A 20,331-nucleotide genomic window follows, 5' to 3' on the forward strand; every position below is an offset into this window, starting at 1 on the left:
TCAGCGGCAGGCGAGTTGGAGGCCACCGGGGCACACTCCTCATGGGCGAGAACGCACACGGGTGCCGTCGTTGCGACGGCTGGGACGACCGCGCTGCGTTATCGAACGGTAATCTACGAAGGGGAATGATTCCAAGCCGATGCGACTGATCGTTAAGGCCAATCGGCCACTCCCCGAACGGCTTTGGCCAGGACATTCGCCTCACCGTCTACCAACTCCGGCAAATCCTCGGCCAACCCGCACCACTTCCGCCACATTGCAGCAATGACGCGTCGTCAGCTCCCTTGCGCAGAGCGCCCCGGCGCCTACGCAGGGTCACCTCACACGCCGTCGCGCCGCACCACCGGAACGGTCCGGCGGCGCTCCGGCTGCCCCTCCCCCGCCCGGCCGACCGCCAGCAGCGCCATGTCGTCCGTCGCCCCGCCGCCCGTGTGCCGCCGCACATCGCTGCTGAGCGCGCCGAGCAGCTCGTCCGGCCCCGGGAAGACCCGCCCCCGCAGCCGGGCCGCAGGATCGTAGAAGGTGCCCGAACCGTCCCGCGCCTCGGTCAGCCCGTCGGTGTACAGCAGCAGCGTGCTGCCCGCCGGGAAGGGCCACTCCTCGGGCGCACCCGGCCGGCCGGGCGCCAACTCGCCCAGCCCCAGGGGCAGCGCGGGCTCGGCCGGGGCGAGCACCGCCAGTCCCCCGTCCGCGTACAGCAGCAGCGGCTCGGGGTGCCCCCGGTTGAGCAGCCGCAGCCGCTCGGCCCCGGGCGGGATCTCCCCGAGCACGCAGGTGGTGAACCCCTCCACCGCGTCCAGGCTGCCCCGCCGGGCGCCCTCCCGGGCCAGCGCCCGCTCCAGGCGCCGCGCGACCCCCTCCAGGGTCGGCTCGGTCTCCGCCGCCTCCCGGAAGGCCCCCAGCACCACCGCGACGGCCTCCACGGCCCCCAGCCCCTTCCCCCGTACGTCGCCCACCGCGAGCCGCACGCCGTACGGGGTGTCCTGGACGGCGTAGAGGTCCCCGCCGATGAAGGCGTCGGCCTGCGCGGCCTCGTACCGGGCGCAGACGTGCAGCCCCGCGATCCGCTCGGCCGGGGTGGGCAGTACGGCCCGCTGCGCGGCCTCGGCGATCCCGCGCGCCGAGGCGAGCCGCTCGCCGCTGCGCCGTACGACCCGGTTGATCAGCAGGGCCAGCCCGGAGACGGTCAGCACGGTCGCCAGCTCGGTCAGCGCCTCCACGTTCCAGCTGGTGCCGTAGTTGACGTGCAGGCCCACCACCGCCAGCGAGGCGGCGATCCCGGTCAGCGCGGTCGCCCGGAGGGTGAACAGGGAGGCCGCGACCAGCGGGCCGGCGGTGAAGAAGGGGGATCCCGTGAAGCTGGGCGGGGTCATGAGGTCGAAGACGAGCCCGAGGAGGATCAGCAGCACCGGCAGGATCCGCACCACCCGCCGGGCGGTGCCGTCCGCGCTCACGTCGTTGCCCTGCCGGCCCAGCCCCGCCACGCTGCTCTCCCGCCGCCCGGTCACCCCGCCCCTCAAGGCTGGCGGCACGTGCCCTCGTACGGCGAGCGGACCGGGCCGATCGGGTGAGGGCACCGCACGGGCGGCAGCGCACACGACGAAGGCCCGGTTCCACCAGGGAACCGGGCCTTCGTACTGAGTAGCGGGGACAGGATTTGAACCTGCGACCTCTGGGTTATGAGCCCAGCGAGCTACCGAGCTGCTCCACCCCGCGTCGGTAAACCCAACTCTACGTCATCCGGGGGACGCCTCCCACCAATTACCCCGCCCCGACCCCCACAGAACCACATCACCGCAGGTCAGACCCCATAAAACCGATCTGCTGCGGGTCTGCTCCGGGAGTTCGCGCGGGCCCGGACCCCCGGTGGGGCCCTCACCTGCGAGCGGTAGGCCATGTCGGACTCGAACCGACAACCAACGGTTCAGACGCAGGGCGACACGGTGGGGTGAACCCGTGCGTGGGGTCGGATGCTCCCCAGCAAGAGCCCCCTAGGTTGATAACGATCTTCGCAGGGTGGCCTCGTCACGGGCCCTTCGACGCCCGCGTCCACCTGCGTCGCAAGGAACGGAGACGTGTCCGTGAATCGTTCGACGACCCGGCTGGCCGGTCTGACGGGAAGCGTCCTGGCCGCTTTCACCCTGGGAGTCCTCGCCGCTTCGCCGGCCGCCGCGCAGCCCCTGGTCGGCCGGGATGTACCCACGCAGGTGACCATCGCCCGTGGCGAGACCGGAGCGGTGCCCTGGACCTTCCAGAACACCGGGGGGAGCTCGACGGTGCCGGCGAACGGGGTCCAGATGACCTTCACCGCCCCCGCCAACACCACTTTCCCCGCGCAGAGCACCGTACCCAGCGAGTACGGCGTCCCCGGATCCAACTGGACCAGCAACAACCTGGTCCTGCGGAACTGCGTGCGCAGCAACTCCGACACCACCCTGACCTGCGACGGCTTCGGAGCCAACGGTGGGGTCAGCGGCTGGCAGACCAACGCCTACATGCGGTTCTCACCGCAGGTGACGGTGGCGCGTACCGCCCCGGCGAACACCGCCCTGAATCCCGGTTCCGGCAGGCTCAGTTACACCGACGCGGCTGTCGGCGTTCCGCTGACCGCCGACGGCACGCTGAACGTGCTGACCGCGCCGCCCCAGCCGATGTGCATGTCCTCCGATTCCCGCACCGAGGGGAGCAGCATCCGGATCTGGGACTGCGCCCCGGGTGACGTCAAACAGCGCTTCGTCATCGACCAAGGGAAGATCATCAGGGGTGACACCTTCGGCACCAGCCAGGAGATGTGCCTGACCCTCGACTCCCTCGAAGACGGCAGCAGCATCACGCTGAAGCCGTGCGCCACCAGTGCGTACCTGCGCCACCAGCTGTGGGTCGTACGCGACGGCCGCTTCGTCTTCAGGGACACGATCGGCACGAACCGTGAGGTCTGCCTGGACATGGGACCGACCCGCAACAACGACGACAAGGTCCGCGTATCGCAGTGCAGCACCTCCTCGGACCAGGAGTTCGTCGTCCAGGGCGGCGCCATCAAGGCCGAAGACACGCTGTAACTCCCCTGCTGGGGGCCTGCGCTCTGGCGGGCCTCCTCGCGGCGCCGGCCATCGCCGACCCCGTGCCCCTGGACGCGCCCTACACCCAGGCCGCGGCCGAGGTCTCCTCGACGGGAGAACTACTGAAGGCCAAGAACATTACGGAGAGCCGGCGAGCCAGCCTCGGCGTGTGCTGCGTCACGGTGGGTCCGGACCCGGTCAACCTCCCCGAGGCTCTGGTGCTTGCCGGAAACGGTCCTACCGGCGGCAGTGTCCACACCTTCGTGACTCCGAACCCGAACTGCGGCAATGCCGCGAACACCATTCTGGTCCTCGTGCGCAGCTCGACGGGTGCCGCCGCGGACGCCCCGTTCACCGTCGCGGTCCAGAGCAGACCAGCCTTCCGGCGCGCACCGCGTGCTGTCAGGAACTCCCCCCACACGCACCACAAGGAGTCGCACTCATGAGGCACCTGTCCAAGCGGGCCAAGGTCGTCATCCTGGCCACTGTCACAGCTTGCGCGGCCACGACGGTCACGGTCGCGGTCGCCTCCACCCCCGGCCCCGCCCGTGCTCCCCACGCGCAGGCTTCCGCCCTGGTGGAGTACGACGGCACCGTGTCGCAGTCCTCCGGGATCAAGTCGGTCACGAAGCCGGGAACCGGCGTGAACTGCATCAAGTTCACGGACAAGCGGATCGACCCGCAGAAGGCCCAGGTCGTTGACCTGGGCCTTCTCTCGTGAGCGGATGACGGGAAACGAAGCCGCGCGCGGGCGGTGGGTCCTGGACGCCTGCCTCTCGTACTGGCGTTGTTGACCAACCAACGAGGAAGCGGATCTGGGCGCATACCCGCTGGGCGGCCTGTGCCTGCGTCCACCGCTGCTCGCGCCTGAGTCGGCGCAGGTCTCGTTCGCCATCATCCCGCCGTCCGCTGGTCGAGTTGGGCGCCCGGAAGCACGGCTCGTACTCGATCCGCCAGGAGCTCCCGCTCCGCGAGGACGGCATCCGCCGTGCCTTCAACCGCGCCGGGTACGAGAGCCTGAAGGCCGCCCAGGCCGACCTGGACCACGTACGAGCACTCCTCGGCATACCCGCGGCGGACGACCTCGAGAGCATCGTCGGCATCGCGGCCCTCTTGGAGCAGGTGGCCGACGAGAAGGCTGCGCTTCCCGACGCCGAGGAGACCCGGCGCCGGCTGCGGGCCCGGACCTCGCTCCTCGGGTCGATCACTGTCGGCGAATGGCTGGACCGCTGGCCCGCACCGACCTGCCACCGATCACCCCAAGCGGCGGCCCAGCTGGTGCCTCGTGCCCGCTCGTCCGCCTCCTGACCAGGGGATGACGGGCCGTCCGCTCACGCATCGCTCACGCACGGGCCCGGAAACGACTGAGCGCCCCACCTGGCCGAAACCGGGTGGGGCGCTCAGTAGCAGGTCAGAGGGGTCAACCCCGGCCTGCGAGCGGTAGGCCATGTCGGACTCGAACCGACAACCAACGGATTAAAAGTCCGCTGCTCTGCCAATTGAGCTAATGGCCCTCCATGTGCTCACCCCAGAGCATAGCCGGAGAGGGGCTGCTGGCCGATCGGGTATCGCCGGGTGTGGCCCCGGCGGTTTCCCGCCATCCGGTGCGGGAGGGGCCAAACGGCCGGAAACGGGCTCGGCCCCCACCGCACCGGAGTGCTGTGGGGGCCGAGCCTTCGTCAGATGGCGCTCAGGCGTCAGCCGTTGCGCTTCCAGCGGGGCTTGTCGTCACGACGGCCACCGAAGGAGCCGGTCGAACCGCCGGAGGGGCGGTCGCCGCCACGGAAGCCACCGGAGGGACGGTCGTCGCGGCGGAAACCACCACGGTCGCCACCACGGTCGTCACGGTTGAAACCACCGGACGGACGGTCGTCGCGGCGGAAACCACCACGGTCGCCACCACGGTCGTCACGGTTGAAACCACCGGACGGACGGTCGTCACGACGGAAGCCACCACCGGACGGGCGGTCGCCACCACGGAAGCCACCCGACGGACGGTCATCGCGGCGGAAACCACCACGGTCGCCACCACGGTCGTCACGGTTGAAACCACCGGACGGACGGTCGTCACGACGGAAGCCACCACCGGACGGGCGGTCGCCACCACGGAAGCCACCCGACGGACGGTCATCGCGGCGGAAACCACCACGGTCGCCACCACGGTCGTCACGGTTGAAACCACCGGACGGACGGTCGTCACGACGGAAGCCACCACCGGACGGGCGGTCGCCACCACGGAAGCCACCCGACGGACGGTCATCGCGGCGGAAACCGCCACGGTCGCCACCACGGTCGCCGCCACGGTCGTCACGACGGTTGTCGCGGCGCTCGTAGTTGCCCCGCTCGTCGCGGCGCTCGAAGGTGCGCTCCTGGGCGACGGGCTCGGCGACGGCGGCCACGGCAGCCGCGACCTCGGCCTCGGCGGCCTCGACGACCTCGGCGACGGCGGCCTCCGGGTCCTCACCGCGCTCACGGGCGGAGCGGGCGACGAGGCGGTCGGCCTCCTCGCGCAGCTCGGCGGCGCGGCGGGTCAGGCGCTCGAGCTGCTTGGTGAGGTCGGCGACCTCGCGCTCGGCCTGCTTGGCGGCGTTGTTCGCGGAGTCGGCCTGGACCTGGGTCAGCGAACGCGCACCGGTGATCTCGGCGACCTCCGGGTCGAAGGCGCCGACGCCCTGGACGATGTGGCGCGAGGCGTCGACGCCCGCGTCCTCCATCAGGCGGAAGATCTGGCGGCGCTGGTGCGGGAGCGCCAGCGACACGACGACACCGGACTTGCCGGCACGGGCGGTACGGCCCGAGCGGTGCAGGTAGTCCTTGTGGTCGCCGGCCGGGTCCACGTTCAGGACCAGGTCGATGCCGTCGACGTGGATGCCGCGGGCGGCGACGTCGGTGGCGACGAGCGCGTTGACGTAGCCGTCCTTGAAGTCCGCGAGGACGCGGGTACGGGCGCCCTGCGTCATACCGCCGTGCAGCGCGTCGGCCTTCACGCCGGCCTCGATGAGCTGCTCGGCGATGCGGTCGGCGCCCAGCTGGGTGCGGACGAAGATGATGGTGCGGCCCTTGCGGGCGGCGATGGCGGCCGTGACCGGCGCCTTGTCCTTCGGCTTCACGACGAGGACGTGGTGCGTCATGGTCGTGACGTTGCCCTGGGCGCTGTCGACCTCGTGCGTGACGGGGTTGGTCAGGTAGCGCTTGACCAGGGTGCCGATCTCGTTCTCCATGGTGGCGGAGAAGAGCATGCGCTGGCCGCCGCCGGGGATCTGGTCGAGCAGCTCGGTGACCTCGGGCAGGAAGCCCAGGTCGGCCATCTGGTCGGCCTCGTCGAGGACGGCCACCTCGACGTTCTCGAGGGAGCAGGCGCCGCGGTTGATGATGTCGCGCAGGCGGCCGGGGGTGGCGACGAGGACGTCGACACCGCGCTCCAGGGCGTAGATCTGGTTGCCCATGGAGGTACCGCCGCAGACGACCTTCATCTTCAGGCCGAGCACGTCGCCGTAGGGCTGGAGGGCGTCCGCGACCTGCATCGCGAGCTCACGCGTCGGCGTGAGGATGATCGCGCGGGGCTTCTTCTTCTCGGTGTGGCCACCGGCGAGGCGCGCCAGGGTGGGCAGACCGAAGGAGAGGGTCTTGCCGGAGCCGGTGCGGCCGCGGCCGAGGATGTCCTTGCCGGCCAGGGCGTCCGGGATGGTCGCGGCCTGGATCGGGAAGGGGCTGGTGACGCCGTTCTGGGCGAGCTTGCGCACGACGCCCTCGGGCAGACCGAGGTCCCCGAAGGTGATGGTGGGCTCGGCGTCGGCGTCGGAACCGTCCGCCTCATCGGCCTCGGCGGCCACGTCGGCGACATCCGCCACCTCGGCCTCGAGGGCCTCGATGATCTCGTCGCGCTCGATGGCGTCCATGGCTTCGGTGACCGCGAGGGTCTCGGCGTCGACGATCTCGTTGGAGTCGTTCTCGGGCATGACGGAACGGTCAGAACTGGAAATGGACATGCGAAATGCGAAACCTTCCGGAGTCTCGGCACGCGCCCAAACTCCGTGAATCGCAAATCGACCGCCTCAATGCGGTCAGCCACGGTTGGGGAGAGTACGCGCCACACGGCGCTCTTCGGATTCGGCGCCGGGCAATGGGATCAAACGATCTATAACCATACGCACCCTCCTGGGGGTCTGGCAAGTCACCCTCGGGACATCGCCCCTGACCTGCAACGATGCCCCGGGGGTGAGTTACGTGAACCCGGGAGGGGTCATCCAGAACCCCACGGACCGGGGCAGATCACCGCTACGCGAGGCCCGGCCCGGAACCGGTGCCGGCCGACTCGCTCGGCGTGGGTTCCGTCACAGTCGGCTCGGGGGTGGGGGTAGTGGTACTCCCCCCTCCGGACCCGCCGGAGCCGGACCCGGATCCCGAGCCGGAGCCCGATCCCGAGCCGGAACCGGACCCCGAACCAGAGCCGGAGCCCGACCCCGACCCGGAGCCCGATCCCGAGCCGCCGGACCCCGTACCCCCGGCGCCCGACCCCGAGCCGCCCGACCCCGAGCCGGATCCGGACCCGCCCGCCGCGGACCCCGTGCCGCCGGCCCCCGTACCGCCCCCGGAGGGCACCTGGCCGCCCTGCCCGCCGGCCCCGCCGCCCGGGCCGGCCGACGGCGAGGGCGCTCCCGGCTTCCCGGCGGGCGCCCCCGGGCTGGGCGAGGCCCCGGTCGCGCCGGAGGCCTTCCCGGGCTCACCGGACTTCCCGTCCTGGTTGCCCGTGGCGTCCTTCACCCCGTGCCCGTTGCCGTGGACCCCGGAGCCGTGCCCGCCACCCGCCGCCCCGGCGGCGCCGCCGCCCGTGTCCTTGCCGCCCACCGAAGCGGCGGGCCCCGGCTTCGCGGCGTCCTCGCCGACACTCATGCAGCCCGCCGTCGCCGCGACCGCGAGGGCGGAGACGGCCAGTCTGAGGGAAGCGGACAGGGAAGCGGTCAAAGGGCGCACGGGGCACCTCCGGAGCACGGCGGCGGGGTCCGCGATGAGTGGGTCAATGAGCCCAACTCCCTTTACCCCGTAAGAGACACGCCCCTTACACGAACAGCTGTCGCGCCACCTGCGACCCGAGCGTCACGGCGCCCAGCCCGACCAGCACCGACGCGGCGACGTTCGCCGCGGCGAGGAACCGCCAGCCGCGCTCGGCCAGCCGCAGGGTCTCGTACGAGAAGGTCGAGTAGGTGCTCAGCGCCCCGCACAGCCCCGTCCCGAGCAGCAGGTTCACGCGCGAGGAGCCCGCCCCGGCCAGCGCCGCCCCCGCCAGCACCCCGAGCAGCAGACAGGCGGCGGCGTTGACCACGAAGGTCCCCCACGGGAAGACGGAATCGTGCCGCGCCTGCACCGCCCGGTCGGTCAGGTACCGCAGCGGCGCCCCGACGACCGCGCCCGCCACCACCAGCAGCCAGTTCACCGCCGCCCCCGCGAAACCGCCCGCGCAGCCGCCCACCGGACCGCCCACCGGGTCACCGAGGCGGCCGCCCAGACGGCGCCCAGCGCCCCGGCCACCGTCAGCCCGGCGTACGCCAGCGCGACCCGCGCCTCCCCCTCGTCCAGCAGCCGGGAGAAGTCCACCGCGTAGGTGGAGAAGGTGGTGAACCCGCCGAGCACCCCCACCCCCGCGAAGGGCCGCAGCAGCGGGTGCGGCGCGCTCCGCCCGCCCTCGCTGATCAGCACCATCAGTACGCCGATCAGCGCGCAGCCCGCGACGTTGGTCCAGAAGGTCGCCCACGGGAAGGCCCCGGGCCCGGCCGGCCACAGCAGGGCCACCCCGTAGCGCGCCGAGGCTCCGACGGCCCCGCCGGCCGCGACCGCCGCGAGCACCCGGCCCTGCGGTTCGGCGCGCTGGGCGGGCACGTGGAGGTCGACGTCGGGGTCGATCGCCTCGGCCCCGGGGACGGGCCGGGTCACCCGTAGCCCAGCGCGTGCAGCCGTTCGTCGTCGATCCCGAAGTGATGGGCGATCTCGTGCACCACCGTCACCTCCGTCTCGGCGACCACGCTCTCCCGGTCCTCGCACATCCGCAATGTGGGGTTCCGGTAGATGGTGATGCGGTCGGGGAGCACTCCGGCGTACCACTCGCCGCGCTCGGTGAGCGGGGTCCCCTCGTACAGACCGAGCAGCTCGGGGTCGTCGGCCGGGGGCTCGTCCTCGACGAACACCGCGACGTTGTCCATCAGCCGCATCAGCTCCGGCGGAATCCGGTCCAGGGCCTCTGCGACGAGCTCTTCGAACTCCTCGCGCGTCATCTCCAGCACCCGGCCATTGTCGCTCCGGGAGAAACCGTTTTGGCGATAGCTCCCCCGATCCCATATGCTTCTCACGTCCCCGACGCGCTGAAAAGTGCCCGGCGGGCCTTTAGCCCTCATCGTCTAGTGGCCCAGGACGCCGCCCTTTCAAGGCGGTAGCACGGGTTCGAATCCCGTTGGGGGTACGCAACACCATGTGCAAGACTTGTTCTTGCACACACCAGGTCCTGTGGAGCAGTTGGTTAGCTCGCCACCCTGTCAAGGTGGAGGTCGCGGGTTCAAGTCCCGTCAGGATCGCTGAGGCTGGAAACAGTCTCGTGGCTGGGTAGCTCAGTTGGTACGAGCGATCGCCTGAAAAGCGATAGGTCGCCGGTTCGACCCCGGCCCCAGCCACAGAAGAAAGGCCCCGTCCATCGGACGGGGCCTTTCGCGTTCTACCCCTCCTGCTCCTCGGCCCCGGCCGACGTCCGCCGCCACCGCGCCAGCCCGAAGGCCAGTGCCCCCGCGGCGACCAGACCCAGCAGCGCCCAGTCGGGCACGGCGTCGGCGAGGGCGCCGACCCGGCGCTCGACGGCGTACGAGTCGTCCACGTCCAGCAGCCCGGGCAGGGCGCTCGCCCCGTCGTACGCGAGGAACAGCGCGCCCAGGGTGATGAAGAACAGCCCGGACAGCAGCGAGGTCGTGTGCAGTTCGAGGCGGCCCAGCCGCAACGCCCGCCCGCGCAGCCAGCGCCGCCGGCCCAGGTCGAACCGTTCCCACAGCAGGGCCAGCACGAACAGCGGTACGGCCATGCCCAGCGCGTACACCGCGAGCAGCAGGCCGCCGTAGACGGGGCTGCCGCTGACCGCCGCCACCGTGAGGACGCTGCCGAGGATCGGGCCGGCGCAGAAGCCGGCCAGCCCGTAGACCGCGCCGAGCGCGTACACGGACAGGGCGGTGGTCGGGCGGATCCGACCGGACAGCTCGGAGATCCGCCTCGGGGCGAAGCCGAGGCCCAGGATCTGGGCGAGGCCGAGCGCGATGATCAGCCAGCCGCCGGCGAGGACGAGCTGGTCGCGGTTGCTGTGGAAGAAGCGGCCCGCGTAGGAGCCGGCCGCGCCCATCGGTACGAGGGTGCTCGCGAGGCCCGCGTAGAAGATCCCGGTGCGCGCCAGGAGCCGTGAGCGGGAGTCGATGGAGTACGCGAAGAAGGCGGGCAGCAGCAGGGCGCTGCACGGGCTGAGCAGGGCGAGGAGGCCGCCCAGCAGGGCGGCCAGGTATCCGATGCCGGTCACCGCTGGGCCGCCGCCTTGGCCCGGGCGACGGCGGCGTCGAAGGCGGCCAGGGGCTGGGCGCCGGCCAGGGGCTGGCCGTTGACCAGGAAGGACGGGGTGGACTGGACGCCGATGCGGTAGCCCTCCTCCTGGTCCTTGCGCAGGGCCGCGGCGGCCTGTTCCCCGGCCATGTCCCGCTTGAAGCGCTCCAGGTCCGGGACCCCGGCCTGGCGGGCCAGCTCGGTCAGCCGCTCCTCGCCGAAGCCCTTCGCCTTGGCGTCCTCGGCGTACGCGGCGGCGTGGAAGGCGCCGAAGCGGTCCTGCTGCCCGGCGGCCCAGGCGGCCTTGGCGGCGGCCTCGGACTCGGCGCCGAAGATCGGGAAGTTGCGCCACTCGATGCGCAGGGTGCCGTCCTCCACGTACTTCTTCACCAGTTCGGGTTCGGTGTCGCGGGCGAACTTGCCGCAGTAGCCGCACTTGAAGTCGGAGTACTCGATCAGGACGACGGGGGCGTCGGCGCGGCCCAGCGCGAGCTTGTCGCCGGCTTCCCGGCGGGCCAGGGCCTTCAACTCCGCGGCGGGGTCGGTGCGGGGGGTGGAGCCGGCGGAGGCGGAGGTGTCGTCCTGCCTCTCCTGGGGGGCGGTGGCCTGCCAGGAGACGAGGCCGAGGGTGACCGTGGCGAGGGCGACCCCGGCGGAGATCAGCAGGGGCTTGCGGGACTTGCGGGACATGCGGGTGCTCCAGAGCTGCGGGTGATGAGGGGGACCGGTGGTGGGTGTCCCCCTAGGGGGTGTCTTGTGGGTCAGGCCGGATCAGGGAGCGGCGTCTGGTGCCGCGCATCGCAAGGCCGAGGAGGGAGGCGACGCGGAGCGTCGTCGACCGACGAGAACGCGGCGAGGCGCGGCACCAGGCGTCGCGAGCCCGGCCTGACCCGCAAGACACCCCCTATACCCGCAGCACGGACAGCTCCACCGGTCCGGGCGCCGGCCGGTCGGGACCGCGTACGGGGACGCGTACGCGCAGCGCGAGGTGCGGGCGCGCCTGCTCGGGCGCCGGGCGGGCGGCGAGGACGGAAGCGTGCTCCTGCCCGGCCCGGGGCGGGACGGCGGGGTCGCCCGGGCCGTGGCCGGAGGAACCCGGGGCGCAGGCGGGCCCCCGCACCCGGTGCCCCGCCGAGCCCTGGTCGGAGCTCACGGCAGCGGGGCTCACGGCAGCCGGGGTCACGGCAGCCGGGCCCTGGACCGCCGGGCCGGCCACCACCGCGACGGCAGGACCGGCGGCCCGTACCGTCCCCACCGCGCCGGCCATCGCCAGCAGCGCGAGCACGACGGCGGCCCACAGGCAGCGCACGCGGCGACGGCGGGACAAGGTGGGCTGCCTCTCACTTGCACAACGGGGGGACTCGTCCCGAAATGGTACGGGGAGGGGCACAAATGCGTTCGCCACTCGGCGGGCCCAGGTGAGATCCTCGACCAGGTATGTCTACTTCCTTCGCCGCCCTGCAGACGCTTCTCGGTGAGATCTCCCTCCGTGACGCGCACCGCCTCGGCCGCCGCCTCGAGGGCGCCCGCCGCATCCGCAAGCCCGAGGCCAAGCAGGCCGTGCTGGACGAGATCGCCGCGGAGGCCGAGAAGGCCGCCGCGCGACTGGCCGGCCGTGCCTCGCGGATGCCGGAGGTCACGTATCCCGAGAACCTGCCCGTCAGCCAGAAGAAGGACGAGATCGCCGAGGCGATACGCGACCACCAGGTCGTGATCGTCGCGGGCGAGACCGGCTCCGGCAAGACCACGCAGATCCCCAAGATCTGCATGGAGCTGGGGCGCGGCGTCCGGGGCATGATCGGGCACACCCAGCCCCGCCGGATCGCGGCCCGCACGGTCGCGGAGCGGATCGCCGAGGAGCTGAAGTCCGAGATCGGGCAGACCGTCGGCTGGAAGGTCCGGTTCACCGACCAGGTGGACCAGGACGCGACCTTCGTGAAGCTGATGACGGACGGCATCCTGCTCGCCGAGATCCAGACGGACCGCGAGCTGCGCGCCTACGACACGATCATCATCGACGAGGCGCACGAGCGGTCCCTGAACATCGACTTCCTGCTGGGCTACCTGGCGACGCTGCTGCCCAAGCGCCCGGACCTGAAGGTGGTCATCACCTCGGCGACCATCGACCCGGAGCGGTTCTCCCGCCACTTCGGGGAAGCGCCGATCGTCGAGGTCAGCGGGCGTACGTACCCGGTGGAGGTGCGCTACCGGCCGCTCCTCGAGGACGACAGCGAGGAGAGCGACCGGGACCAGATCACCGCGATCTGCGACGCGGTGGACGAGCTCCAGGGCGAGGGCCCGGGCGACATCCTGGTCTTCCTCTCGGGCGAGCGGGAGATCCGCGACACCGCCGACGCGCTGATCAAGAAGAAGCTGCGCCTCACCGAGGTACTGCCCCTCTACGCGCGCCTCTCGCACGCCGAGCAGCACCGGGTCTTCCAGGCCCACACCGGCCGCCGGATCGTCCTGGCCACGAACGTCGCCGAGACCTCCCTGACGGTCCCGGGCATCAAGTACGTGATCGACCCGGGCACGGCCCGCATCTCCCGCTACAGCCACCGCACGAAGGTGCAGCGGCTGCCGATCGAGCGGATCAGCCAGGCCAGCGCCAACCAGCGCAAGGGCCGCTGCGGCCGTACGAGCGACGGCATCTGCATCCGGCTGTACTCCGAGGACGACTTCAACGCCCGTCCGGAGTTCACCGACGCCGAGATCCTGCGCACCAACCTGGCCTCCGTCATCCTCCAGATGACCGCGGCCGGGCTCGGCGAGATCGAGAAGTTCCCCTTCATCGACCCGCCGGACCACCGCAACATCCGCGACGGCGTGCAGCTGCTCCAGGAGCTGGGCGCGCTGGATCCGTCCGAGAAGGATCCGTCGAGGCGGCTCACGCAGATGGGCCGCCAGCTCTCCCAGCTGCCGGTGGACCCCCGGCTGGCCCGCATGGTGGTGGAGGCGGACAAGAACAACTGCGTCCGCGAGGTCATGGTGATCGCGGCGGCCCTGTCCATCCAGGACCCGCGCGAGCGCCCCTCGGACAAGCAGACCCAGGCGGACCAGAACCACGCCCGGTTCAAGGACGAGACGAGCGACTTCCTCTCCTTCCTGAACATGTGGCGCTACATCCGCGAGCAGCAGAAGGAGCGCGGCTCCTCCTCCTTCCGCCGGATGTGCAAGCAGGAGTACCTGAACTTCCTGCGGATCCGCGAGTGGCAGGACATCTACGCGCAGCTGCGTTCGGTGGCGAAGACGATGGGCATCCACGTCAACGAGGCCGACGGCGCCGAGACGAACATCCACATCTCGCTGCTGGCCGGTCTGCTGTCGCACATCGGTCTGAAGGACACCGACAAGAACGAGTACCTGGGCGCGCGGAGCGCCAAGTTCGCGGTCTTCCCGGGCTCGGCGCTCTTCAAGAAGCAGCCGAAGTTCCTGATGTCGGCGGAGCTGGTGGAGACCTCGCGGCTGTGGGCGCGGGTGAACGCCAAGGTGGAGCCCGAGTGGGTGGAGCCGCTGGCGCAGCACCTGATCAAGCGCACGTACAGCGAGCCGCACTGGGAGAAGGACCAGGCGGCCGTGATGGCGTACGAGAAGGTCACGCTGTACGGCGTGCCGATCGTCGCGCAGCGGAAGATCAATTACGGCCGGATCGACGCGGAGGTCTCGCGCGAGCTGTTCATCCGCAATGCGCTGGTCGAGGGCGACTGGCGTACGCACCACAAGTTCTACGCCGACAACCGCAAGCTGCTGACCGAGGTCGAGGAGCTGGAGAACCGGGCGCGGCGCCGCGACATCGTCGTGGACGACGAGACCCTGTTCGACTTCTACGACCAGCGCATCCCCGAGCACGTGGTCTCGGGGGCGCACTTCGACTCCTGGTGGAAGCACAAGAAGCGCGAGGAGCCCGAACTCCTCGACTTCGAGCGGGAGATGCTGCTGACGGAGAAGGCGGCCGGGGTCACCAAGGCCGACTATCCGGACTCCTGGCGGCAGGGGCAGCTGAAGTTCCGGGTGACGTACCAGTTCGAGCCGGGCGCGGACGCGGACGGCGTGACCGTGCACATCCCGCTCCAGGTGCTGAACCAGGTCACCGACGAGGGCTTCGACTGGCAGATCCCGGGGCTGCGGGAGGAGGTCGTCACCGAACTGATCCGCTCGCTGCCGAAGCCGGTCCGCCGGCACTACGTGCCCGCGCCGAACTACGCCACGCGCTTCCTGGCGACGGCCACGCCCCTCCAGGAGCCGCTGCACGTCACGCTGGCGCGCGAGCTGCACCGGATGGTGGGGGTGCCGGTCGCGGCCGAGGACTTCGACCTGACCCGGATCCCGGAACACCTGAAGATCACTTTCCGGATCGTCGACGAGCGGCGCCGCAACCTCGCCGAGGACAAGGACCTCGAGGCGCTGCGGCTGCGCCTGAAGCCCAAGGCCCGCCAGGCCCTCTCCAAGGCCGCGGCGGCCACCGCCGAGCGGGCGGGCGGGGAGTCCCTGGAGCGCTCCGGGCTGACGGAGTGGACGATCGGCACCCTGGTCAAGGTCTTCGAGACCCGGCGGGCCGGCCAGCCGGTGAAGGCGTACCCGGCGCTGGTGGACGACGGGGCGAGCGTCTCCGTACGGCTCTTCGACACGGAGGCCGAGCAGCAGCAGGCGATGTGGCTCGGCACCCGGCGCCTGATCCTGCTGAACATCCCGGTGAACCCGGCGAAGTTCGCCTCGGACAAGCTCAGCAACCAGCAGAAGCTGGCGCTGTCGCGCAATCCGCACGGCTCCATCCAGGCGCTGTTCGACGACTGCGCCACCGCGGCGGCCGACAAGCTGATCGCCGACCACGGCGGTCCGGCCTGGGACGAGGCGGGCTTCCGCAAGCTGTACGACGCGGTCCGGGCCGACCTGGTGGACACGACCGTGCGGACCGTCGGGCAGGTGCAGCAGGTCCTGGCGGCCTGGCAGGCCTGCGAGCGGCGGCTGAAGGCCACCAACAGCCTGGCCCTGATGGCGAACGTCGCGGACGTGAAGGCGCAGCTGGCGGCGCTCGTGCCGGCCGGTTTCGTCACGCTGGCCGGTCTGCGCCGGCTGCCGGACCTGATGCGCTATCTGGTGGCGGCCGACCGGCGGCTCCAGCAGATGCCGACGGGGGCCCAGCGCGACACCACGCGCATGCAGAAGGTCCACGAGATGCGGGACGAGTACCTGTGGCTGCTGGAGCAGTTGCCGCAGGGCCGGCCGGTGCCCGAGGCGGTCACCGAGATCCGCTGGATGATCGAGGAACTGCGGGTCAGCTACTTCGCGCACGCGCTCGGGACGGCGTATCCGATCTCCGACAAGCGCATCGTGAAGGCCGTGGACGCGGCGGCCCCGTGATCCGGTTCGACTGCACCCCCTGAGCTGCGGTACAGTCTGATTCGCAGCCGCCCAGCGGCCGCAAATCAAGGACCTGTGGAGCAGTTGGTTAGCTCGCCACCCTGTCAAGGTGGAGGTCGCGGGTTCAAGTCCCGTCAGGTTCGCAGAAACGTCAGGGCCCGTATCCCGTAAGGGATGCGGGCCCTGACGCGTTTCCCCGGTGCGCTTCCCTCGGCGTGTTTCTCCCAGCCTGCGTGCGGAGGCGGGCCGCGCGGGCGGCGCCCCCGATCGCGGCACCCTCACCCCGCCCTTTGATCGCCCGAGGCCCGCAGCGCCCCTGGAGGCCCCTCAGAGGGCCCCGGCCGCCCCTCGGCGCTTCCCGGGCCGCCGGCCCGCCACAGGCGCCTCCAGAGCCCCTCCAGCGGAGCCGGAGGAACAGATCACCCAGAGCGGAAAAATCCCCCATACGCATGAGGCGCTCTGCGTCGGACGTCCCTTTACGGGGCGCATTGCCGGATGTACAAGAGACATCAGCTGTGACGGGAGTCACCACACGAGTTTTTGGGACTCGCACGTTTATCGGACCCCTACGCACGCTCGATTTAATATGTGCAATGGCACCTACCTCGCCGGCGCTCCGGGAACACCTCGGCCCCGGGCCGCGTCCGGGCATAAAAAAGATCGCGCTGGACCCGGCGGAGTCCAGCGCGATCGACGGCAATGAGCCTGTTGGGGCAGGCCCAGCCGTATGAAGCCCTGTGGGTTTCATCGGATTGGGGGATCCGACACGACCCGTTAAAGCGGTGGTGCTGCGGGACCTCAGGCCTCGCTGCGCTGCTGCGGAATTCCCGCGAGCAGTGCGCGAACCTCGGCCTCGCGATAACGGCGGTGTCCACCCAGGGTGCGGATGGACGTGAGCTTGCCAGCCTTGGCTCAGCGGGTGACCGTCTTCGGGTCCACGCGGAACATCGTGGCAACCTCAGCCGGGGTCAGCAGCGGCTCGGCATCAGGGGTGCGAGCGGTCATGAGCGGCCTCCTCGGGAGAACCGAACCATCTCGGTTCTTTCCTCTAAATTCTGCACCTTGGCCCGCGTTGCCCGAAATGGACATACGCAGGCCGAGTCGGTTATAGGACGAACGGCTTGTCCTCGGCACTACAACTACACCATCCGTCCAGCCCCAAGGGCCAAACCGATGGAATTGCCCTCCGAGGTGTTCATCAGCGGCGGAAGCCGATGGACCGCCCCATAACGGACAGTCACCCCACTGTGACGATCAGTCACAGAGCGATCAGGAGTCGTCAGACCCCCCATAGAGTGCAATACCGAGCATTCCGCCCTTAGTTGGGCGGAAGGAACCCTCCCCGGACTCCTTGTCCTATTTTGGCACGAGGGTAGGGGAAGGGCGCAAGGGTGTAGATAGTGCGTTCCGTCACGCTTGGGCCAATGGCCCGTATCGGGACGTAGGTCCTGGAACTAAGACCCTAATGCGGTGATCAAGCCCCTGATCTGCGTATTGTGGCCGATCAGCCGATGACAACCGATACGGGCGATACGCGAGGGGTCCGAACGGGTACCGAACAGGTACCGAACGGATCCGTACATGATCCCCACCGACCCCGGATCCCGAAAGCCCCAGAGCCGCCCTAGTTCGCGAAGAGTCTCTCCCGGACCGCCCGCCAGCGCTGCGCCAGCTCCGTGTGGACCTGCACCGCGCCCTCCCCGTCGCCCGCCCGCAGGGCCGCGATCCCCTCCGCCAGGTCGCGGGCCGAGCGGTCCACGGCCAGGTCGTCAGCCGGCAGCGCGTGCAGCAGCCCCCCGTAGTCCAGTTCGACCATCGAGCGCGGATGGAACTCCTCCAGCCAGCTGCCGACCTCCACCAGCCCGTCCGCCAGCGGCCCGTAGCCCTGCCCCTCCGCCGCCCGCAGGGTCCGCAGCGCCCGCGCGAGGCGCCGCCGGGCCTGCACCATCGGCGTCCGGTAGCGCAGCCGCTCGCCCGGCAGGTACTCCCGCTCCCCGTCCGCCACCAGCACGAACCAGCGCAGCGGCACCTGCCACACCCCCGTACGGATCCACGGGCGCGCGTCCGGGTTCCGCTCGCGCCAGGCCTCGTACGCCTCGGCCGCCCGGCGGCGCTGGGCCGGGGGCAGCGCCGCGTCCAGCACCGGGCGCGGGAGGTCGGCGACCAGCTCCTGGAGCGCCAGCCAGCCGCGCAGCCTGGTCCGCCACGGGCAGACCAGCAGCACCCCGTCCAGCTCCGCCGTGAAGGCGTCCCCGCTCTCGTGCGCCGGGACCCCGACCACGGGGACCCGTACCAAATCGGTGAGCGAGCGCCGCAGTTCGTCCTGGGCCGTCGGGGCCGTGCCGCGCCGGGCGTAGGCCGCCCAGTGCGTGCGCTCCGGTTCGGCGAACGCCGCCAGGGGCTCGTACACGCGCAGGTAGGAGGCGTACGGGACGGCCGGCCCGGGCCGCGGGGATTCGCTCACCCAGCCGTCCTCCCCTTTTTGGCGGCCCGGCTCACCTCCGGGGCGCAGGCAACCCGGGAGCGTTCCGATCCCCGGACAGGGGGTACCCCGGCGCGCCGCAGGTCTTACTCTGCTCCCAGCGCGCCCTCCCCCACCCGCAGGGCGGGCGTCTTTCCGCCGCATCTCTTCCATGGGAGTCACCACCGTGACCGAAATGACCGACGGCGTCCTGCACACCCTGTTCCGTTCGGAACAGGGCGGCCACGAGCAAGTCGTGCTGTGCCAGGACCGAGCCACAGGCCTGAAGGCCGTCATCGCCATCCACTCCACCGCCCTGGGCCCCGCCCTCGGCGGTACGCGCTTCCATGCGTACGCCTCGGACGAGGAAGCGGTCCGCGACGCGCTGAACCTCTCGCGCGGCATGTCGTACAAGAACGCCCTCGCCGGTCTCGACCTCGGCGGCGGCAAGGCCGTGATCATCGGCGACCCGTCCGTCCTCAAGTCGGAGGAACTCCTGCTGGCCTACGGCCGGTTCGTGGAGTCCCTCGGCGGCCGCTACGTCACCGCCTGCGACGTCGGCACGTACGTCGCGGACATGGACGTCGTCGCCCGCGAGACCCGCTGGGCCACCGGCCGCTCCCCCGAGAACGGCGGCGCCGGCGACTCCTCGGTGCTCACCGCGTACGGCGTCTTCCAGGGCATGCGCGCCAGCGCCCAGCACCTGTGGGGCGACCCGACCCTGCGCGGCCGCAAGGTCGGCGTCGCGGGCGTCGGCAAGGTCGGCCGCCACCTGGTGGAGCACCTGCTGGCGGACGGCGCCCAGGTCGTCATCACGGACGTCCGCGAGGAATCCGTGCAGGAGATCCTCGACAAGCACCCCGGCGGCGAGGTCACCGCCGTCGCCGACACCGAGGCGCTGATCCGCACCGAGGGCCTGGACATCTACGCCCCCTGCGCGCTCGGCGGAGCCCTGAACGACAGCTCGGTGCCCGTCCTGACCGCCACGGTCGTGTGCGGCGCGGCGAACAACCAGCTCGCCCACCCGGGTGTGGAGAAGGACCTCGCGGACCGCGGGATCCTCTACGCCCCGGACTACGTGGTCAACGCGGGCGGTGTCATCCAGGTCGCCGACGAGCTGCACGGCTTCGACTTCGACCGGTGCAAGGCCAAGGCTTCGAAGATCTTCGACACCACCCTGGCCATATTCGCACGTGCGAAGGCGGACGGGATCCCGCCGGCCGCCGCGGCCGACCGGATCGCCGAGCAGCGCATGTCCGAGGCGCTCGCCGCCCGCGCGGCGGCCCGCAAGGCGTAGGCCCTGCCGGGACCCGCCGGAGCGCGGCGAGACGGAACTCACTGCGCTTCGGCGGGTCGGCGGCCAGGAAAGCGTTAAAATCGCAGCTGACCAGCGAGTACGGGGTGCCCCGCTGGTTCTGTGGAGAGGCGCGTCATGCGGGCGGCGTACCGTATGGCCGCGGAAGCAGGTACCGTTAAACCCCTACGGACGGTCTCTCTACGGAGAGCCCGCTCCGAACCATGAACGCGTGTCAGACTCTGGGGCCGTCGAGCCCCGTCACCGAGGGGGTCGAGCCATGGGGCGCGGCCGGGCCAAGGCCAAGCAGACAAAGGTCGCCCGCCAGCTGAAGTACAACAGCGGCGGGACTGACCTCTCGCGTCTGGCCAATGAGCTGGGCGCATCGCCGACAGAGCCGCTGCCTATCAGCGCGCCGGTCGAAGTCGATGACGATCTGGACGATGACGACGACGACCCGTACGCCAAGTACGCGGCTCTGTACAACGACGACGACGAGGACGAGGACGAACAGTCCGGTCCGTCGGCGCACCGTCGCGGGGCTTGACGCACCGCACCTCTGCACACGGCGTCTGCACCACCAGCCAGCTGAA

General features: G+C 70.9%; 16 protein-coding genes, 6 tRNA genes and 2 pseudogenes. 11 read left to right on the top strand and 13 right to left on the bottom strand.

The genetic code is table 11. The annotated features are described in order from the left end of the window. Nucleotides 1–320: 320 nt before the first annotated feature. Both OOK34_RS10970 and OOK34_RS10975 read right to left on the bottom strand, forming a co-directional pair. Nucleotides 321–1,484, bottom strand: a complete 1,164-nt coding sequence (locus OOK34_RS10970) for a PP2C family protein-serine/threonine phosphatase (RefSeq protein WP_267033670.1) — start codon at nucleotides 1,482–1,484, stop codon at nucleotides 321–323. A gap of 158 nt (nucleotides 1,485–1,642) precedes the next feature. Continuing rightward, nucleotides 1,643–1,716, bottom strand: a tRNA-Met gene (locus tag OOK34_RS10975). Nucleotides 1,717–2,075: 359 nt separating this feature from the next. Between OOK34_RS10975 and OOK34_RS10980 the strand changes: the two genes are divergently transcribed. From OOK34_RS10980 to OOK34_RS10995, 4 genes and pseudogenes are all read left to right on the top strand, one after another. Next, entirely contained in the window at nucleotides 2,076–3,059 is a 984-nt protein-coding gene (locus OOK34_RS10980) for an RICIN domain-containing protein (protein WP_267033671.1), read from the top strand. A 62-nt stretch (nucleotides 3,060–3,121) separates the two neighbouring features. Next, nucleotides 3,122–3,505, top strand: coding sequence for a hypothetical protein (locus OOK34_RS10985; protein ID WP_267033672.1), 384 nt, complete (start codon nucleotides 3,122–3,124; stop codon nucleotides 3,503–3,505). Continuing rightward, nucleotides 3,502–3,780 (top strand): hypothetical protein, encoded by a 279-nt coding sequence (locus OOK34_RS10990; protein WP_267033673.1) that lies wholly within the window; start codon nucleotides 3,502–3,504, stop codon nucleotides 3,778–3,780. Before OOK34_RS10985 ends, OOK34_RS10990 begins: the two co-directional genes overlap by 4 nt. Nucleotides 3,781–3,974: 194 nt before the next feature. Beyond that, a pseudogene (locus OOK34_RS10995) lies at nucleotides 3,975–4,298 on the top strand (site-specific integrase); the annotation flags it as partial. A 202-nt stretch (nucleotides 4,299–4,500) separates the two neighbouring features. Here the strand turns inward: OOK34_RS10995 and OOK34_RS11000 are convergent. From OOK34_RS11000 to OOK34_RS11025, 6 genes are all read right to left on the bottom strand, one after another. Continuing rightward, nucleotides 4,501–4,573 (bottom strand) — tRNA-Lys (locus tag OOK34_RS11000). Between the two features lie 183 nt (nucleotides 4,574–4,756). Then, complete coding sequence (locus tag OOK34_RS11005; protein WP_267033674.1) at nucleotides 4,757–7,018, bottom strand: DEAD/DEAH box helicase; 2,262 nt, start codon at nucleotides 7,016–7,018, stop codon at nucleotides 4,757–4,759. A 319-nt stretch (nucleotides 7,019–7,337) separates the two neighbouring features. Further along, on the bottom strand, nucleotides 7,338–8,024 hold the full coding sequence (locus tag OOK34_RS11010) for a hypothetical protein (RefSeq protein WP_267033675.1): 687 nt from the start codon (nucleotides 8,022–8,024) through the stop codon (nucleotides 7,338–7,340). A gap of 94 nt (nucleotides 8,025–8,118) precedes the next feature. Next, entirely contained in the window at nucleotides 8,119–8,493 is a 375-nt protein-coding gene (locus OOK34_RS11015; protein WP_267033676.1) for a CrcB family protein, read from the bottom strand. After that, nucleotides 8,490–8,990, bottom strand: coding sequence for a CrcB family protein (locus tag OOK34_RS11020; RefSeq protein WP_267033677.1), 501 nt, complete (start codon nucleotides 8,988–8,990; stop codon nucleotides 8,490–8,492). Before OOK34_RS11020 ends, OOK34_RS11015 begins: the two co-directional genes overlap by 4 nt. Further along, complete coding sequence (locus OOK34_RS11025) at nucleotides 8,987–9,337, bottom strand: metallopeptidase family protein (protein ID WP_267033678.1); 351 nt, start codon at nucleotides 9,335–9,337, stop codon at nucleotides 8,987–8,989. The genes OOK34_RS11020 and OOK34_RS11025 overlap by 4 nt, the downstream gene beginning before the upstream one ends. Before the next feature lie 103 nt (nucleotides 9,338–9,440). Here OOK34_RS11025 and OOK34_RS11030 point away from each other — a divergent pair. The 3 genes from OOK34_RS11030 to OOK34_RS11040 all read left to right on the top strand — a co-directional run bounded on the left by OOK34_RS11030 (nucleotide 9,441) and on the right by OOK34_RS11040 (nucleotide 9,721). Next, a tRNA-Glu gene (locus OOK34_RS11030) sits at nucleotides 9,441–9,513 on the top strand. A 38-nt stretch (nucleotides 9,514–9,551) separates the two neighbouring features. Beyond that, nucleotides 9,552–9,625 (top strand) — tRNA-Asp (locus OOK34_RS11035). 22 nt (nucleotides 9,626–9,647) lie between these two features. Beyond that, nucleotides 9,648–9,721, top strand: a tRNA-Phe gene (locus tag OOK34_RS11040). Between the two features lie 41 nt (nucleotides 9,722–9,762). Here OOK34_RS11040 and OOK34_RS11045 read toward each other — a convergent pair. From OOK34_RS11045 to OOK34_RS11055, 3 genes are all read right to left on the bottom strand, one after another. After that, entirely contained in the window at nucleotides 9,763–10,602 is an 840-nt protein-coding gene (locus OOK34_RS11045) for a cytochrome c biogenesis CcdA family protein (protein WP_267033679.1), read from the bottom strand. Further along, nucleotides 10,599–11,312, bottom strand: coding sequence for a thioredoxin domain-containing protein (locus OOK34_RS11050; RefSeq protein ID WP_267033680.1), 714 nt, complete (start codon nucleotides 11,310–11,312; stop codon nucleotides 10,599–10,601). The genes OOK34_RS11045 and OOK34_RS11050 overlap by 4 nt, the downstream gene beginning before the upstream one ends. Before the next feature lie 214 nt (nucleotides 11,313–11,526). Then, the gene (locus OOK34_RS11055) at nucleotides 11,527–11,949 is read right to left on the bottom strand and encodes a hypothetical protein (protein ID WP_267033681.1); all 423 of its coding nucleotides are present in this window, start codon (nucleotides 11,947–11,949) and stop codon (nucleotides 11,527–11,529) included. 110 nt (nucleotides 11,950–12,059) lie between these two features. On the opposite strand from OOK34_RS11055, the gene hrpA reads away from it, so the two are divergent. Both hrpA and OOK34_RS11065 read left to right on the top strand, forming a co-directional pair. After that, nucleotides 12,060–15,983 (top strand): ATP-dependent RNA helicase HrpA, encoded by a 3,924-nt coding sequence (gene hrpA / locus OOK34_RS11060; protein ID WP_267033682.1) that lies wholly within the window; start codon nucleotides 12,060–12,062, stop codon nucleotides 15,981–15,983. A 69-nt stretch (nucleotides 15,984–16,052) separates the two neighbouring features. Next, nucleotides 16,053–16,126, top strand: a tRNA-Asp gene (locus OOK34_RS11065). Between the two features lie 655 nt (nucleotides 16,127–16,781). Here the strand turns inward: OOK34_RS11065 and bldC are convergent. Together bldC and OOK34_RS11075 are read right to left on the bottom strand one after the other, a co-directional pair. Beyond that, nucleotides 16,782–16,988 (bottom strand): annotated as a pseudogene (bldC, locus tag OOK34_RS11070) (developmental transcriptional regulator BldC). Nucleotides 16,989–17,607: 619 nt separating this feature from the next. Then, nucleotides 17,608–18,447, bottom strand: a complete 840-nt coding sequence (locus tag OOK34_RS11075; protein WP_267033683.1) for a hypothetical protein — start codon at nucleotides 18,445–18,447, stop codon at nucleotides 17,608–17,610. Nucleotides 18,448–18,631: 184 nt separating this feature from the next. On the opposite strand from OOK34_RS11075, the gene OOK34_RS11080 reads away from it, so the two are divergent. Continuing rightward, complete coding sequence (locus OOK34_RS11080; RefSeq protein ID WP_267033684.1) at nucleotides 18,632–19,741, top strand: Glu/Leu/Phe/Val dehydrogenase dimerization domain-containing protein; 1,110 nt, start codon at nucleotides 18,632–18,634, stop codon at nucleotides 19,739–19,741. A 277-nt stretch (nucleotides 19,742–20,018) separates the two neighbouring features. Beyond that, nucleotides 20,019–20,285, top strand: a complete 267-nt coding sequence (locus OOK34_RS11085) for a DUF3073 domain-containing protein (protein ID WP_267033685.1) — start codon at nucleotides 20,019–20,021, stop codon at nucleotides 20,283–20,285. The last annotated feature ends 46 nt before the right edge of the window (nucleotides 20,286–20,331 follow it).

It is taken from the genome of Streptomyces sp. NBC_00091 (genome assembly GCF_026343185.1).
Taxonomy (GTDB): domain Bacteria; phylum Actinomycetota; class Actinomycetes; order Streptomycetales; family Streptomycetaceae; genus Streptomyces.

What these genes read in the sequence shown, in the direction of transcription:
- OOK34_RS11085 (WP_267033685.1), top strand. Translation starts at nt 20,019, where the DNA reads ATGGGGCGCGGCCGGGCCAAGGCCAAGCAGACAAAGGTCGCCCGCCAG.
- OOK34_RS11050 (WP_267033680.1), bottom strand. Translation starts at nt 11,312, where the DNA reads ATGTCCCGCAAGTCCCGCAAGCCCCTGCTGATCTCCGCCGGGGTCGCC.
- hrpA (WP_267033682.1), top strand. Translation starts at nt 12,060, where the DNA reads ATGTCTACTTCCTTCGCCGCCCTGCAGACGCTTCTCGGTGAGATCTCC.
- OOK34_RS11005 (WP_267033674.1), bottom strand. Translation starts at nt 7,018, where the DNA reads ATGCCCGAGAACGACTCCAACGAGATCGTCGACGCCGAGACCCTCGCG.
- OOK34_RS10990 (WP_267033673.1), top strand. Translation starts at nt 3,502, where the DNA reads ATGAGGCACCTGTCCAAGCGGGCCAAGGTCGTCATCCTGGCCACTGTC.